The sequence below is a fragment of the Pseudomonas tremae genome, assembly GCF_023278125.1.
Lineage (GTDB): Bacteria > Pseudomonadota > Gammaproteobacteria > Pseudomonadales > Pseudomonadaceae > Aquipseudomonas > Aquipseudomonas tremae.
Genome location: NZ_CP066270.1, coordinates 1,043,014 through 1,058,618, shown reverse-complemented (window position 1 = coordinate 1,058,618; position 15,605 = coordinate 1,043,014). Strand labels below are relative to the sequence as shown.

General features: G+C 57.6%; 19 protein-coding genes. 15 read left to right on the top strand and 4 right to left on the bottom strand.

The genetic code is table 11. The features are described 5' to 3' along the window. The first annotated feature begins 6 nt into the window (after positions 1 to 6). The 5 genes from I9H09_RS04905 (at position 7) to I9H09_RS04885 (ending at position 6,525) form a co-directional block, all read left to right on the top strand. Positions 7 to 2,127 carry a glycosyl transferase family protein gene (locus I9H09_RS04905; protein ID WP_024671363.1) on the top strand — a complete coding sequence of 707 codons (2,121 nt, stop codon included), beginning with the start codon at positions 7 to 9 and terminating at the stop codon, positions 2,125 to 2,127. Further along, complete coding sequence (locus I9H09_RS04900) at positions 2,124 to 4,088, top strand: bacteriophage N4 adsorption protein A (RefSeq protein WP_054998054.1); 1,965 nt, start codon at positions 2,124 to 2,126, stop codon at positions 4,086 to 4,088. Before I9H09_RS04905 ends, I9H09_RS04900 begins: the two co-directional genes overlap by 4 nt. Before the next feature lie 31 nt (positions 4,089 to 4,119). Continuing rightward, the gene (locus I9H09_RS04895; protein WP_005891287.1) at positions 4,120 to 4,992 is read left to right on the top strand and encodes an alpha-amylase family protein; all 873 of its coding nucleotides are present in this window, start codon (positions 4,120 to 4,122) and stop codon (positions 4,990 to 4,992) included. A gap of 86 nt (positions 4,993 to 5,078) precedes the next feature. Then, a complete protein-coding gene (locus tag I9H09_RS04890; RefSeq protein ID WP_005891285.1) occupies positions 5,079 to 5,882 on the top strand; it encodes a SirB1 family protein in 804 nt (267 codons plus the stop codon). A gap of 139 nt (positions 5,883 to 6,021) precedes the next feature. Next, positions 6,022 to 6,525, top strand: coding sequence for an MEKHLA domain-containing protein (locus I9H09_RS04885; RefSeq protein ID WP_005891283.1), 504 nt, complete (start codon positions 6,022 to 6,024; stop codon positions 6,523 to 6,525). A gap of 223 nt (positions 6,526 to 6,748) precedes the next feature. Here the strand turns inward: I9H09_RS04885 and I9H09_RS04880 are convergent, their stop codons facing one another. Together I9H09_RS04880 and I9H09_RS04875 are read right to left on the bottom strand one after the other, a co-directional pair. Further along, positions 6,749 to 7,306: a hypothetical protein gene (locus I9H09_RS04880; RefSeq protein ID WP_054998055.1), complete on the bottom strand. Its 558-nt coding sequence runs from the start codon at positions 7,304 to 7,306 to the stop codon at positions 6,749 to 6,751. 287 nt (positions 7,307 to 7,593) lie between these two features. Next, complete coding sequence (locus I9H09_RS04875) at positions 7,594 to 8,046, bottom strand: flavodoxin (RefSeq protein ID WP_054998056.1); 453 nt, start codon at positions 8,044 to 8,046, stop codon at positions 7,594 to 7,596. Between I9H09_RS04875 and I9H09_RS26870 the strand changes: the two genes are divergently transcribed. The 8 genes from I9H09_RS26870 to I9H09_RS04840 all read left to right on the top strand — a co-directional run bounded on the left by I9H09_RS26870 (position 8,045) and on the right by I9H09_RS04840 (position 12,133). Further along, complete coding sequence (locus I9H09_RS26870) at positions 8,045 to 8,173, top strand: hypothetical protein (RefSeq protein WP_268811973.1); 129 nt, start codon at positions 8,045 to 8,047, stop codon at positions 8,171 to 8,173. The genes I9H09_RS04875 and I9H09_RS26870 overlap by 2 nt on opposite strands. Before the next feature lie 58 nt (positions 8,174 to 8,231). Beyond that, positions 8,232 to 8,837 (top strand): hypothetical protein, encoded by a 606-nt coding sequence (locus I9H09_RS04870; protein ID WP_024671367.1) that lies wholly within the window; start codon positions 8,232 to 8,234, stop codon positions 8,835 to 8,837. Positions 8,838 to 8,986: 149 nt separating this feature from the next. Continuing rightward, a complete protein-coding gene (locus tag I9H09_RS04865; protein WP_024671368.1) occupies positions 8,987 to 9,556 on the top strand; it encodes a putative antibiotic biosynthesis monooxygenase in 570 nt (189 codons plus the stop codon). A 237-nt stretch (positions 9,557 to 9,793) separates the two neighbouring features. Further along, positions 9,794 to 10,504 carry a dihydromonapterin reductase gene (gene folM / locus I9H09_RS04860; protein ID WP_005891271.1) on the top strand — a complete coding sequence of 237 codons (711 nt, stop codon included), beginning with the start codon at positions 9,794 to 9,796 and terminating at the stop codon, positions 10,502 to 10,504. 20 nt (positions 10,505 to 10,524) lie between these two features. Further along, the gene (gene folE, locus I9H09_RS04855; protein ID WP_005891270.1) at positions 10,525 to 11,088 is read left to right on the top strand and encodes a GTP cyclohydrolase I FolE; all 564 of its coding nucleotides are present in this window, start codon (positions 10,525 to 10,527) and stop codon (positions 11,086 to 11,088) included. Continuing rightward, on the top strand, positions 11,088 to 11,459 hold the full coding sequence (gene folX, locus I9H09_RS04850; protein WP_005891269.1) for a dihydroneopterin triphosphate 2'-epimerase: 372 nt from the start codon (positions 11,088 to 11,090) through the stop codon (positions 11,457 to 11,459). Before folE ends, folX begins: the two co-directional genes overlap by 1 nt. Positions 11,460 to 11,502: 43 nt before the next feature. Beyond that, positions 11,503 to 11,799, top strand: a complete 297-nt coding sequence (locus tag I9H09_RS04845; RefSeq protein ID WP_005891268.1) for a DUF1244 domain-containing protein — start codon at positions 11,503 to 11,505, stop codon at positions 11,797 to 11,799. Next, positions 11,792 to 12,133, top strand: coding sequence for a HopJ type III effector protein (locus I9H09_RS04840; RefSeq protein ID WP_024671369.1), 342 nt, complete (start codon positions 11,792 to 11,794; stop codon positions 12,131 to 12,133). Before I9H09_RS04845 ends, I9H09_RS04840 begins: the two co-directional genes overlap by 8 nt. Positions 12,134 to 12,285: 152 nt before the next feature. On the opposite strand, the gene trxB is transcribed toward I9H09_RS04840, so the two are convergent. Further along, the gene (trxB, locus tag I9H09_RS04835; protein ID WP_005891266.1) at positions 12,286 to 13,248 is read right to left on the bottom strand and encodes a thioredoxin-disulfide reductase; all 963 of its coding nucleotides are present in this window, start codon (positions 13,246 to 13,248) and stop codon (positions 12,286 to 12,288) included. Between the two features lie 363 nt (positions 13,249 to 13,611). Between trxB and cysZ the strand changes: the two genes are divergently transcribed. After that, the gene (cysZ, locus tag I9H09_RS04830) at positions 13,612 to 14,373 is read left to right on the top strand and encodes a sulfate transporter CysZ (RefSeq protein ID WP_005891265.1); all 762 of its coding nucleotides are present in this window, start codon (positions 13,612 to 13,614) and stop codon (positions 14,371 to 14,373) included. A gap of 187 nt (positions 14,374 to 14,560) precedes the next feature. Then, complete coding sequence (locus tag I9H09_RS04825; RefSeq protein ID WP_024670440.1) at positions 14,561 to 14,905, top strand: hypothetical protein; 345 nt, start codon at positions 14,561 to 14,563, stop codon at positions 14,903 to 14,905. Positions 14,906 to 15,002: 97 nt separating this feature from the next. Here I9H09_RS04825 and I9H09_RS04820 read toward each other — a convergent pair whose 3' ends face one another. After that, positions 15,003 to 15,599, bottom strand: a complete 597-nt coding sequence (locus I9H09_RS04820) for a hypothetical protein (protein ID WP_053931905.1) — start codon at positions 15,597 to 15,599, stop codon at positions 15,003 to 15,005. Positions 15,600 to 15,605 lie beyond the last annotated feature (6 nt).

The window sequence follows — 15,605 nt, the reverse complement described above, 5'->3', positions numbered from 1 at the left end:
GCCTCAATGACGTCGCTTTATTGGCCTTACTGGCTGGCCCATTACTACAGCGTGCTGGAAGTCGCGACGATCATCGTCGGGCTGATCATTCTCGTCTCGAGTATTGACGACCTGATCATCGACATCTGGTACTGGGCCAGGCGGCTGTACCGCAAGTTCACCGCCGAACGCCGCTACCGGCCGCTGACCGCCGAACAACTGATTGCCCGCGACGAACAGCCGCTGGCAATCATGGTCCCGGCATGGCTGGAATACGACGTCATCGCGCCGATGATCGAGAACATGGTGTCGACGCTCGATTACCAGAACTACGTGGTTTTCGTCGGCACTTACATCAACGACCAGCGCACCATAGATGAAGTGGAGCGCATGCGCCGTCGCTATAAGCAGTTGCACCGTGTGGAAGTGCCGCATGACGGTCCGACCTGCAAGGCTGATTGCCTGAACTGGGTAATTCAGGCGATCTTCCTGTACGAGAAGACGCATGCCGTGCAATTCGCCGGGACCATCCTGCACGACAGCGAAGACGTATTGCACCCGCTTGAGTTGCGCCTGTTCAATTACCTGTTGCCGCGCAAGGACATGATCCAGTTGCCGGTGGTATCGCTTGAGCGCAACTGGTACGAATGGGTAGCCGGCACCTACATGGACGAGTTTGCCGAATGGCACGGCAAGGACCTGGTGGTCCGCGAAAGCATGACCGATACCGTGCCGTCGGCCGGTGTCGGTACGTGCTTCTCGCGGCGTGCACTGATGGTGCTGGCCGAAGAAAACCAGAATCAGCCGTTCAACACCGAAAGCCTTACCGAGGACTACGATGTAGGCGCCCGACTGGCGAAGTACGGCATGCAGGCGATCTTTGTGCGTTTCCCGGTGCAGTTTCGGGTGTTGCGCAAGTCGTGGTTCCGCAAGCCATATGAATCAACGCTGGAAATGCCGCTTTGTGTCCGCGAGTTCTTTCCGGACACGTTTCGCACTGCGTTTCGTCAGAAAGCGCGCTGGACCTTGGGCATCGGCCTGCAAGGCTGGGAGCAGATGGGATGGACCGGCTCGCTGGCAAACCGTTACCTGCTGTTTCGCGACCGCAAGGGCGTAGTGACGTCGTTTATCAGCATCATCGCGTACCTGATCCTCATTCAGTTGCTGGCGCTGATCGTTCTGCGCTCCAGTGGCGTCTGGAACACCAGTTTCCCGACACCGTTCGAAACCACCGGGCTGATTCAATACCTGCTGGTGGCCAACGGCATTGCACTGTTGTGGCGGATTGCACATCGCTGCTACTTCACCACTGCGCTGTATGGCTGGCAGCACGGCTTGCTGTCCATACCGCGCATGGTGGTCGGCAACTTCGTCAATTTCATGGCTGCGGCACGGGCCTGGCGAATGTTTCTGGTTGGCAAGGTGCTCAATCGCAAACTGGTCTGGGACAAGACCATGCACGACTTCCCGTCCACCGACCTGGTAGCCGTCGCACCCCGGCGTCTGGGCAGCGTGCTGCTGTCCTGGCAAGCCATCAACGATGAAAGGCTTCAGACCGCGTTGGCCGAGCAACAGACTCGCCAGATGCCGCTGGGCCGTATTCTGCTCAGCCACGGCTGGCTTGACGATGAAACCCTGGCAGAAGCCATCGCCTTTCAAAACGATCTGCCGCGGGTGTTCGACATTGCCGGCAAACGCTCCGCGAACAACCCGCTGGCCGATGAGTTCTGCGTGCGCTGGCGTGTCGTGCCGTTGCAGATCAATGCGCTGGGTCGCCAGGAAATCGCTGTGGCGAGCCCGCTTTCAGAAGAGGGGCTGCAACAGATTACCGAGCAACTGGGCGCCGAACCGGTGCAGTTGATTGCACGCGAAAGCGATATCGTCACGCAGTTGCGTCAGCTCAACGCAGTTGACGGGCTGCCATTGCCATCGGCAGCTCCGTTGCTGGGCGATCTGCTGGTCGAACAAGGCTTGTTGGACCGCGAAGTATTCCGCAAAGCCATGCTCGGCTACCGACCGCATGTACATGGCCGAATCGGCGATTACCTGGTCGATATCGGCGTGCTGCCACGCGCAACTATCGAAGAAGCTGTGGCACGTCAGCACAACCATTACCAATCTGATGCTCAAACGGAGCAGCCACTATGAAGCGCCCCTTCATCCTGTCGCTGCTGGTGACCGGCCTGAGCCTTTCTTCACCGTTCAGCCAAGCAGAAACTCTGCCGTTGCCATTGACCGGTCCTGCGTACGCCATTGCCAACGAAGCCTACATGGCCTACAACCGCAAGGACTACGACCTTGCTATCGCCAAGGCCAACGAAGCGTTGCGTCAGCGGGCCGATGCTGCACAGTTGCGCGATCTGATTGCTCTGGCCGAGCGCGACAAATACCGTCGCGATCATCCGCAACGCTTCCCCAAGGCACGCCCGAAGCCCGGCTACCTGGAAGGCAATCAGGCGCTGCGCGCATACACCAATCGTGATTACGGGGGCTCTGCAAGGCATGCCCGCAATGCCATTGCGCAGGCCCCGAAAAACCTGGATTACCGCATGATGCTGATCGAGGCCCTGCAACGTCAGCAGCGTCTCGACGATGCACAGACAGCCATCCGGGAAACAGAACAGACACTGGGGCCGCAACCGGCTTTGACCCGACGTCTGCAGGCTATTCAGGAACAGGTCGCGGTCGACAAGGCGGCCAGAGGCTATAAAGCCCTGGCACGCGGCGACAACGAAACAGCTGTCAGCGAGGCACGGGATGCGGTCCGCAGCTTTCCGAAACAGATGGCTTACCGGAAACTTCTGGTCAGCGCGCTGATGGCGCAAGGGCAATACGAAGAGGCGCGCTCTGCCGCCACCGAAGCCCTGGCGCTCAATGGCAACGATGCCACCCTGCTCGCCCAGCGCGGGCAACTGCGTCAACGCCTCGGCGACCAGAACGGTGCGCGTCAGGACTTTGCTCAGGCACTGGCCGTCGGCAACCTGCCGCTGCGCGAACAAGCCTCGCTGTATGCCACGATGGGCCAGCCGAGAGAGGCCCTGCAACGTCTGCAGCAAGCCCGCGATGCCGGGGAGCTGCAACCGGGCGACGAGGTACAGATTGCGTATTTCCTAAGCCAGGCAGGCGATGATCAGGGCGCGCTGGACACGTTCAAGCGCGTTGATCGCCAGGCAGGCCTGAAGCCTCGTGAAGTTCAAGATGCGGCCTACACCGCCATGCGCACATCGGAAGATGCTCAGGCCATCGCCTGGTTCAAACGAGTGCTCGACTATCAGCGGGCCGGCGATTTGCAGATGCCGGCCCAGCAAGTGTTCGACACTCGCCGCGCCGTTTCCGACCTGTCTCGCGTCTGGGGCCTGACCAATACCACGACCTATCGCGGTGCCAGCACCAGCAGCGGGCTCAACGGCGCGCCGACCAGCAACACCGACAGCGTGCAGAACAGCACCGAAGTGTTCTGGCGCCCGTTCGGTTATCGCAATGCGCGCTTCGTCGAGCTTTATGGACGTGTGACCGATACCCTCTGGAGCAAGAGCGGCGAGTCCGATACCGGCGCCGATGCCCTGCAAGGCGCACTCGGGATACGGGCCAAGCCGTTCAGCGAAGTCAACATTATCGGCGCGTTCGAACGCACGTTCCCTCTGGGTAACTCCAATGCCGATGGCGACTGGCTGGTGCGCCTGGGTTATGGTTCCAGCATCGGCACCGACCTGCGGGTCGATGTACCGAGCTGGTGGACCTCGCAGCTTTACGCCGAAGGTGGGCGTTATCTGCAGGACAAACGCAACTATTTCAACAGCGAATGGCAGGTCGGCCGCAGCTTCCGCCTGGACAGCATCAGCCCGCGGCTGGTGGTGTTTCCGCATGTGGTCGCAGCAGTGGACTACGATTCGAAGATGCGCAGCGAGGTCGACACCCTCGGCCGCAGCAGCACGTCATCAGGCAACGCCGGCGGTTTGGGCGTGGGGACCGGCGTACGCTACTGGTTCCGCGAGGATACGTACAAGGCACCGCAGTCGTATGTCGATTTCTCGGTGCAATACCGCGAGAAAATCTTCGGTGATGATCGTGCAGAAGGCGTCTTCGCACGCATGACATTTTCGTGGTGACCATCGCGAATCATCTATCAGGGAGTAATGTTTGAAGGTTTTGACCGCACTGCTACGCCAGACAACGCTGGTCAAGACCTCGCTGGCGGCCGTGCTGATAAGTGCGCTGACCTTTGTTTCCAGCGAGCTGTACCAGTTGATACAGCCCAAGGGGCCTGGAATCGTCGGCATTGTCTGGCAACCGGATAATGCGACGGTAGGTATCAGCGGCGATTGGGACAAGCTCGGCGCACGACAATTGCTCGTACAGTGGACGGCGGTCGATGATCAATCCTTCATACCCGGCGCAGGCCTGCCGACCGTGCCGGTAGTGCCGGACTGGTCGCGCATCGGCAAACAGCCTTGGGCGCAGGAAGTGATTCTGGGCCTGGCTGGGTACTTCAGCGAGAATCGCTCGCGGGACAATATCGAACAGCTGGCGTTGCTCTCCGCCCAAATGGCCAAGGCCAAAACCCCGCTCAATGTCACGGGCTGGTACTTTCCGGCCGAGGTCGACCCCAGCTGGAGCCGCGCCAAGGAGTTACCTGCCCTGCTGGCAAAACTGCCAAGACCGTTGTGGATCAGTGTTTACGATGGTGCCAACATCGGCCCTGCCGCCACTGCCGACTGGCTGAAAACCTGGCTGCCGGATGACATCGGAGTGTTCTTTCAGGACGGCGTGGGTGTCTATGCCCGAACCGCACCAGTCGCCCGAAACTATGCCGATGCCTTGCGCAAACGGCTGGGCAAAAACCGGGTAAGGATCATCGTCGAAGCGTTTCGCCCACAGGTCGGTGGCGGTTTTCGCTCGGCGACCGCCGCCGAACTGCAACCGCAAATCGACGCCTATGACGGCTATCCGCTGTACCTGTTCGACGGCCCGCATTACGTGACGCCTGAACTGGTGGAGGCACTGAGCCGGTAGGTACAGGCGGCGCTGGACGAAAACTGCATACAGGGCTAAAAAGAGTCTCTGAACTCAACGCTCGAACGTCGGTTACGGAGTGGTCGATGACTCCACGTCAGCATTGCCTGGCTTGTCTGCAACGAACGCCGCCTGCGGTGTTTGATGCCGCGCTGTGGGTCTCGGCAGAACATGACGCGCAGTTTGCACGGCAAGACGTGATGGGCGAGCTGGACCATCTGCAGCGCCAGGCCGGTGCGGCACTGCCGGTATTGCCGGCATCTGAACTGGCGCAACCACTGCTGAGACAGCTCGCCGCGCTGGGTTTTCAACAGGACGACTGGAACCCGCCCAGGCCGGAAGCGGCGTTGCTGCATGCAATCGTGCTGCGCAAACGAGGCCAGCCGCTCGGGCTGGCACTCATCACTCTGGAAATAGCACGACGGCTCGAGATCCCGCTGGAAGGGGTCAACTTCCCGGGACATTTCCTGTTGCGCGTGCCCGGCGCCGACCATCTGCTTGACCCCTGTGGTGGACGCAGGCTCTACCCCGCAGACTGTCGCGAACTGCTCATTCGACAATTCGGTCCGACCATGCATCTGCGTGCCGAACACATGGTGCGCGCCACGCCGGTCAACATGTTGCAGCGGCTATCGCGCAATCTGCGGCACTTGCACCAGATCAATGACAACCCTGTCGCGGCGCTCAAGGACGCTGACAGAATCATCGAACTGGGGCAGGCAACCAGCAGTGATCATCTGGCCCGCGCCACCCTCTACAATCTCCTCGAGTGCCCGCAGGCCGAGCGTTTCGATCTGGAACACGCATTGATGCTCAGCGAAGATCCGATCCAGCGGCTCAGGCTGACAGAGCGTCTCAGCCAGTTGCCGTCGAGGCGCAGCGTTCATTAGATTGGTCTGAAAAGTCGGCGCGAGTAGAATTGCCGCCCGAAGCCCATGATGACCATCCCGCCGTTGGCCTAAATAGGCGCGGTGGCCGGGGTGCGCTGCTGACGGGCAAACGTTTCCGACTGACGATGCGAGGTGATGTGTGTCCCTGCAAGAACATTTCATAAACGTGATCGATGAAAGCTACCGACACTGGACCGGCCAAGGACTGCCTTCGCCTGGGCAACTGGACCCGCAACAACGCCTGAATTGGCTGCATACCCAGGCGCCCTACAGCCTGTTGGCCCATGACGGCGCCGCAGACCCGCGTTTTACCTACGTGAACGAATGCGCACTGCAATGCTTCAAGTACCCGCGCGAGAGCTTCATCGGCATGCCCTCACGCTTCAGCGCTTCGGAGCTCGATCGCGCTGCGCGACAGGTATTGCTGGAGCAAGTGACCGCCAACGGCATCGCCGATGGCTACAGCGGCTGGCGAGTGGATGCGGATAATAAACCGTTCATGATCTACGCCGGCGTGGTGTGGACCCTGTTGGACACACAGGGGCAGGTCTGCGGACAAGCCGCGTTGTTCTGGCCGGATGAGCAGCGCATCGGTGTGCTGGATCAAGAGTTTTCAGAACAACTGGCACCTCCTCCAGCCTGAGCATGGCGGCTAGTTGATGCCCAAGGGTGCAGCCCGCCGACGATTGTTACCTGCGCAGTAACGCTGCATATCCTGCGCAGGGATTTTTCTAAAGCATGCAGGCAGTTACCCTGCGCACGTTGAAATAGACGTGGATTTGCAAGCTCCCTTGATCCTGCGTTTTGTTTGGCCGCTGCGTATCCATGCAGCGGCCTTTTTTATGGCTGCGGGTTTTGATCATCACTTACCCTTTGGCATTAGGGGTCTTTTTCACCAGCCCATTCTTTTCCATATCCTTTATCTTGAGCATTTCACGACTGTCCCCTGATTCAGCGAAAGCCTGAAGGTTTTGCATGATATGAATGGCCTTGATGTAATCGGGCAGTAATAGCTTGGCGTAGGGGTCGCCGCCCAATACCCGCTCTTTCATTTCGATAATCTGCTTGGCAAAAAACTCCACGGCGTTGATCTCTTTACTGGCGTCGACCAGCTTGCCACTCTTGTCGAACTCGTCGCCGGTTCGGCTAAAGAGTTCAGCGGTATGATTGTCGATCATGCCAAACTTGTACAGAATCATGCCGGCTCTGTTCAGGTCTTTAGGGGTTATCTGCTCGGGGTTAAAGCCCTTGAACAAAGGCTTCATCTTGCGTTTTTCCATGGCCAGAGCGTTAAGCGCTAACGAGTTCTCGCCTATGTCCTGCAGTACTTTCCCTACCTGTGCCTCCGCCTTCTTCAGCGTGATCCTCGCAGGCGGCTCCGCAAAGGTCAGCTGTGGAAACTCACCCCAGATTGATCTTGTCATGTGATAACTCCGATATGAATGCATACAAGACTCATATCGGAGTGGGGCGAACTTAGTTGATAGCCAAAGACAAATCCATACAAAGACTACATAGCCATAGGACACTTCTTACATGGATAAGTAAAGCTTCCTATAAACAGTGTTCATTTAACACAGGCAGTCAGAAAACAGGCACGTATTGATCATGGACGGCAGGCTGACAGATATATCCCGCACAGCTCCCATAGGGCACGCCACAATCAACACACGCTGTACTGAATCATCTTTGCTAACGGAGCGGGATGGCTTCAGCCAAGAAGCTCAATGAACGCTGCCAGCCAGGGTTCAGCGTCGGTTTCAGGGGTGACGCTCTCGCTGCCGTCCAGACGCAGCATGTCCTGCAACTCGACAATGCCCAGTTCAGCGAACAATTCTCGCATCTGCTCGCCGCCGGCACAGAAAGTGTCGCCATAACTGGCATCACCCAACGCGATCACGCCGCCTGGCAAGCCACGCAAAGCGGCAGGCAACAGATCACGCAGTTGCACGTAAAGGGGCATGAGGTTATCGGGCAACTCTCCCATACCAGTGGTCGAGGTCACGGCCAGCACAGCCTGCGGTCCGAACGTCAGCAAGTCCGGCAGCGCAAGCCGGGGGTTTACCAGCGTCTCGTGCCCAGCGGCCCGCAACAGCGTGGCTGCATGCCTGGCGACTTCCTCGGACGACCCGTAGACGGATCCACACACGACGGCGATTTTCATGGCTATTCCTTTGCAGCTTAAAAAATTGAAACATTATGCCTTAGAATGCCGTCTGATTTTTCTGTTGCCCCGAAGCTATCGCCCAGCAACAGAAATGCTGAAATTCGAAAAAATGACCAGCGGTTGAAACACTTTGCGGAAACAATGGTCTTTGTTCTCAATAACCGGTTAGACCGAGCACCGTCATGCAACCCGATTCACTTCTCACCCAGGCTGAACTGGATTTCATTCAGAGCATGCAGCGTAACCCGCAGTTAAACGTGCGAGACAGCACGCGCAGCCTGCTGGTCAATGGCGGCGTGCAGATCCAGGATCTGCTGACCCGGCTCGCAGCACATGAACAGGTCACGATTCACGCACAGTTCGAAAACCAGCAGATGAATTTTCCGCTGCATCTGGTGGAAGACGAGTTTCATGCGCTGCACCTCGAACTGGGTGCGCCCAGCATTTTCGAGGAAGGCCCGAAGATTCGTCCTTGGCGCCTCGTGCTGTCGGAACCTGTACCGCTTGAAACAGCAAAGGGCTCGCAGACGGCACTCTGGGTTCACGAGCTGTCATTCAAGGGGGTTCTTCTCGAGTACCGGAAAGACGGCAAGCTGCCGAGGAATTTTTCGGCCTGGTTCAACCCTGAGGGTGAGTCGCCGATTCCGATGCGCGGCAAGCTTGAACGAATGATCGACACGAATTTCGGCGCGTATCACTTCAGCAAACATGGCAAGGAAGATGGCGAGCGTCTGCGCCAGTACATCTTGCAAGAGCATCGCCGTAAACACCCCTCTCTGCACAAGTAAACGTCAATGTGTCGAAGCGCTACCGGTACAGCGTGGTTTCAGGAATAATCCTTGCTTGCTTTTCAGTGAAGCTGTCGCGACCCACCACCCCGGATCGCGGCATGTGACCTCCCTACCCGGGAACCTCACGCCTCTACCGGAGATACACGATGTCTACCTCACCCGTCACCTTGATGGTTGCCCGCCGGGTCGCGCACGGTCGTTACCAGGAAATGATGGCCTGGCTGCATGAAGGCGAGCTTTTAGCTACGGATTTTCCAGGCTACCTGGGGTCAGGCGTGTTAGCGCCGCCGCCCGGAGATGACGAATTTCAGATCATTTTCCGCTTCACCGATCAGCACACCATGCACGCCTGGGAGCATTCAGCCTCTCGGCGCTCCTGGCTGGTGCGCGGCAGCGGCCTGTTTGCACAACCTTCCGAGCACCGGGTCAGCGGGATCGATGGCTGGTTCGGCGCGGTCGATCAGCGCCCGCCACGCTGGAAGCAGGCCGTGGCTATCTGGCTGGCGTTCTTTCCGGTGTCGTTGATCTTCAACTTTCTGCTGGGTCCGCTGCTCAACCATCTGGACCTGTTGCCGCGAATCATGATCAGCACGGCGGTGCTCACCCCGCTGATGGTCTATCTGTTTATTCCATTGTCCACACGCCTGCTCGCCTCCTGGTTGCACACCACGCCTGCATCGCCTGCACAGTCAACGCAGTCACCCTCCCCTCGATAGCCCCCCTTCAAGACCTGTACACGCTCCGTGCTCAGGTACAGGTCTTGATCTGCTCAGAACAGGCTCTCCCCACTCGATAAGCGGACGGCAAGCAGGTCTGGACAGCGTTGTGGGCGAGTTTAATGTTGGGCAGGGTTGTACAAAAAAATTCTCTGGTATAACTTTGCCTCTCAACCGGAAGACACAATCGACCGTAAAACCCGCGTCCTTCCCGGACCTCTGATACGTGAGCTGTCGATGCCATTATCTTCTGCACCCATCCTGATTACCGGCGCCAGCCAGCGTGTCGGCCAGCACTGTGCGCTGCGACTTCTGGAGCATGGGCATCGGGTGATCATCAGCTATCGCACCGAGCACGCAAGCGTGACCGAGTTGCGTCAGGCAGGTGCAGTGGCGATCCATGGCGACTTTTCGAGCGAAGCCGGGGTCATGGCCTTCATCGAGTTGCTTAAGGCGCACACCTCCAGCCTGCGCGCGATCGTGCACAACGCGTCAGAGTGGCTGGCAGAGGCACCGGGCGACGAAGCCGAGAACTTTACCCGGATGTTCAGTGTTCACATGCTGGCGCCCTATCTGATCAATCTTCATTGCGAGGCACTGCTCACCGCGAGCGAAGTTGCCGACATCGTGCATATCAGCGATGACGTGACTCGCAAGGGCAGCAGCAAGCACATTGCCTATTGCGCAACCAAGGCAGGGCTGGAAAGCCTCACGCTGTCCTTCGCCGCCCGGTTCGCCCCGCTTGTCAAAGTCAACGGCATAGCTCCGGCGCTGTTGATGTTCCAACCCAAGGACGATGCGGCCTACCGCGCCAACGCCCTGGCCAAATCGGCCATGGGCATAGAGCCTGGTGCAGAAGTGATCTACCAGAGCCTGCGCTACCTTCTGGACAGCACTTATGTCACCGGCACAACACTGACCGTAAACGGCGGACGGCACGTAAAGTAAGCCGCCCCGAGGACCTTCTGATGAGTTCATCACTGCCACAGCATTACCGGGACATTCTGCTCGGACTGGGTGAAAACCCGGACCGCGAAGGTCTTCTGGACACACCTAAGCGCGCTTCCAAGGCGATGCAATACCTGTGTCACGGCTACAACCAGAGCGTCGAAGAAATCGTCAACGGTGCGCTGTTCGCCTCCGACAACGATGAAATGGTCATCGTCCAGAACATCGAGCTTTATTCACTGTGCGAACACCATCTGCTGCCCTTCATCGGCAAGGCGCATGTGGCCTATATTCCGACCGGCAAGGTACTGGGCCTGTCGAAGATCGCTCGTATCGTTGACATGTTTGCAAGGCGCCTGCAGATCCAGGAAAACCTCACCAAGCAGATTGCCGATGCCATTCAGAACGTCACAGGCGCAGCAGGTGTAGGGGTGGTCATTGAAGCCCAGCACATGTGCATGATGATGCGCGGCGTGGAAAAACAGAATTCGACCATGAACACTTCGGTCATGCTGGGCGCCTTCCGCGAGTCGAGCACCACCCGTATGGAGTTTCTGCAACTGATCGGACGGAGCAGACAATAATGGCAAGACTCGAGCCCGGCACCGCCCGCATCCGCGTCAAGGACCTGCGCCTGCGTACCTATATCGGTATAAACGAGGACGAGATCGTCAACAAGCAGGACGTGCTGATCAACCTGACGATTCTTTACGCGGCACAGGAAGCTGTTCGCGATAACGATATCGAGCATGCGCTCAACTACCGCACGATCACCAAAGCCATCATTCAGCATGTCGAGGGCAATCGCTTTGCATTGCTGGAACGACTGACGCAGGAAGTGCTGGACCTGGTGATGACCCACCAGGCGGTTATCTACGCCGAAGTGGAAGTCGACAAGCCACATGCCCTGCGTTTCGCCGAATCGGTGTCGATCACGCTCGCCGGTCAACGCTGAAACTCTTATCATGACGCGACTTACTGACTGAACAGAGCCCGTCATGACCGAACAAGAACGCCTCGAACTCGAAGCCGCAGCCTTTCGCCGACTGGTCGCACATCTGGACAGCCGCAAGGATGTCCAGAACATCGACCTGATGAACCTGTCCGGCTTCTGCCGTAACTGCCTGTCCAAATGGTACAAGGCCGCTGCCGATGAAAAACACATCGACATCAGCCTCGACGATGCTCGCGAAGTGGTCTACGGCATGCCGTACAGCGAATGGAAAGCCCAGTACCAGAAAGAAGCCAGCACCGAACAGCAGGCCGCGTTTGCCAAGGAAACCAGACATGACTGATCTGAACACCCTGCGTGCCAGCCTGCACAGCGGCGAACACATGTTTGCTGACACGCTGGCATTTATTTCAGCAGGCTACGATTACCAGCCTCAGCCTTTCAAAAATGGCGACGTTGAAAACGCTGCCGGGCAGAACGAAGGTTCATGCAAGACACTGGGCCTGGCGTTACTGGAAGGCTTGAGTGATGAGGAAGCGCTGTTGGCATTTGGCGAACACTATCGCTCGGTACAAGCGACGCCGGAAGACAGCGATCACGGCAACATCCGTGCGCTGATCGCGAAGGGTTTGGCGGGTGTGCAATTTGCAGGCGAGCCGCTCAAGCGCAAGGTTTGATCGGAGCCCCATGGCTATCGTTCCTCACCCTCAGGGTGGGAATGTCCAGACTGGGACGCGCGACGCGACGTAGATCTGTGACACGCAGCCCAACCAGATGCATGCCAATGCAGAGCATTGGCATGCGAGTCATGTGCGGCAAGTATGGCTGATTAAAACGAAACGTTGGCCAAGCCGTCCAGGTAACGTTCGACGTCCAGTGCAGCCATGCAACCGGCACCGGCAGAGGTGATCGCCTGGCGATAAACGTGGTCAGCCACGTCGCCTGCCGCGAATACACCCTCGACACTGGTTGCAGTTGCATTGCCTTCACGGCCACCCTGCACAACCATGTAGCCATCTTTCAAGGCCAACTGCCCCTCAAACAACGAGGTGTTCGGCGTGTGGCCGATTGCAATGAATACACCGTCGACTTTCAATTCGTCGCTGCTACCGTCATTGTTTTTCAGACGCGCACCAGTCACGCCCATGTTATCGCCCAGCACCTCATCCAGCGTGGCATTGAGCTTGAGTTCGATCTTGCCTTCGGCAACACGCGCGTGCAGCTTGTCGATCAGGATCTTCTCGGCACGGAACGTCTCACGACGGTGAACCAGCGTTACTTTGCTGGCGATGTTGGCCAGATACAGGGCCTCTTCCACGGCGGTATTGCCGCCGCCGACAACGGCCACTTCACGGTTGCGATAGAAGAAACCGTCACAGGTCGCACAGGCGGAAACGCCTTTGCCCATGAACGCTTCTTCCGAAGGCAGGCCCAGATAACGAGCGCTTGCGCCTGTGGCGATGATCAGTGCGTCGCAGGTATAGGTTGCGCTATCACCTTGCAGGCTGAAGGGCTTGCCGGCCAGGTCCACGGAATTGATGTGATCAAAGACGATTTCGGTCTCGAAACGCTCGGCATGTTCGCGCATGCGCTCCATCAGCGCGGGGCCGGTCAGGCCATGGGGGTCACCCGGCCAGTTGTCGACTTCAGTGGTCGTGGTCAATTGACCGCCAGCCTGCATGCCGGTGATCAGCAGTGGCTTCAAATTGGCGCGGGCAGCATAAACCGCCGCGCTGTAACCGGCAGGGCCGGAGCCGAGAATAATCACTCGGGAATGACGTACGTCTGACATGACACACTCCTGTCGACCGGCTGTATAACGCCGCGGTCGTACCGCTGGATAAAAAAGGACTGCCGAAACACTTGGGGAAGTGCATCAACCCGGCAGGTCCTGAAAGTTCTGACTCCTGAGACAAGTCTTGAAATTGCTGCCAAGCCTATCGGGGTAGCAGAGGTTAAGGAAATATCGTTTCACAATCCACCCCATAGGTCACTTCTATAGAGCGACCGGCAGACAAGAGTGTACTCGCGTGGGCACTCGTACTCGCGACGCGCGCTACACGCGGCGAACGGTCTTGACCGTCAACATCTATCAGCTCTTTCACGGCTATCACAAAGCCGGTAAGGTCACGCCTTTCAGCATTCGGAGGCTGCCATGCCCGCTCCTGCCCTGTCCGGCCCGCAATACCTTAGGGAAGGCCTGAAACTGGTTCTCAGTCCCGGCCTGCGCCTGTTTGTCCTGCTGCCGCTGAGCATCAACCTGGTGCTGTTCTGCGGCCTGATCTACCTGGCGGTGCATCAGTTCGAGCTGTGGGTCGATACATTCATGCCCACCCTGCCTCACTGGCTGAGTTTTCTCAGCTATATCCTCTGGCCACTGTTCGTGGCGCTGGTACTGCTGATGGTGTTTTTCACTTTCACCATGGTCGCCAATATAATAGCCGCGCCTTTCAACGGATTTTTGTCTGAAAAAGTCGAAGCCGTGATTCGCGGCGTGGATGAATCGCCGGACTTCAGCTGGGCCGAACTGGTCGCAATGGTCCCACGCACACTGGCCCGCGAAGCGCGCAAGCTGGGCTATATGCTGCCGCGCATGCTCGGGCTGTTCATCCTGTCATTTATTCCGGTGGCCAACATTATCGCCGCACCGCTGTGGCTGCTGTTCGGCGTATGGATGATGGCGATCCAGTATATCGACTACCCGGCCGACAACCACAAACTGGGCTGGAACGAGATGCTCGGCTGGCTGAAAAGCAAACGCTGGCAGAGCCTGAGCTTCGGCGGCATCGTCTACGTCGCTTTGCTTATCCCGGTGGTCAACCTGCTGATGATGCCCGCCGCAGTGGCAGGCGCCACGTTGTTCTGGGTGCGTGAACGCGGCGCCGATGCACTGCCGGTGACACACGCACGCGGCTGAATGCAGACTTGCCGAGGCGTGCACCGCGCGCCCGGCTTGACTGAAGGGCAAAAAAATTCATGCGCTATAACTATTTACCGCACACAGCACTGGCGACCGGGGCTAAATAGGGCCTCAACCAACCCGTTCATGTGAAGCTCGCTTCCATAGAACATGCGACACATGAACTTAACAAGGAAGTTAAATCATGAACACCCCGGTAAACCCCGCTGCATTTGCCGCCGAAAACGCAACAGTCGAAGAAAAGATTCGTGCTTTTCTGGTAATTGAACTGGCCGAATGGTCGATCAATCCGGACAACGTTTACATCAACGGCGTAAACGACCCCGAAGAGCGCATTGTCATCAGCTCCAATTCCCTGACTGCCGAAGCAATCGCTCGCGTTTTCGAAAAAGACGCTCCGTCTTATTCCACCCGCACAGCAGGTCTGTTCAGCGTCGCTTATTCGTATGCTGACGAACATCGCCTGGCTGCACCGGATCTGGCCAAGGTAGGCGAATTGATCGGCCAACTGGTCAACGACCTGGGCTGATCGTTCTGATTGACAGGCCGAGTGACGACAACGCCTGAAAGAGCACCGGACAGCTAATGGATTAGCTGTCCGGTACTTCTTCTGGTATCAAAACTGTCTAACCTAAAGTAGAAGCGGAAAGATAGGTCGGTATACTGACCAACCATATGGCACATCCGATAACAATCCACAATCCATTGGCAAGTGTCAATCTTGAGTTGCTGCTCCCATCCGGATCATGCGCGGCGAGATTTATCTTTGACTGCACCAGCATCATATTAAGCGTCTGCGCAGTGGCCAACAGAACGACCCATACCAGCCAGCCACCGACCAGCTCAAATCGCAAGTTCCCTGACACACCCTGCGCCAGCAGGATTCCCGCAATAGTCAAGGCAAGCAACACCGAAGCGCTAACCGGCCAGTACGCCATGTGACCAAGCCCCTGTCGCCGCAGACTTCTATCCACATTACGAAACAGTGGAAAAGCGTAAATAGCGGCGAACATAACACGCGCCACGGGCCACACATTACTGCCCAAAAACTTCTTGTTCAGCGACCAGTTTTTATAAAACCAGTAAGTCGCGTAAAAACCGGATGTCAAAAAATACAGAATGAGAAATTTCTGTAACGACACGACATAAAACTCTGGGCCGGCACTGTCCGATTCATCCTTATCCAGACTGGCTTTGGGGGGTGCATACATTAAATCCGACATTTTATG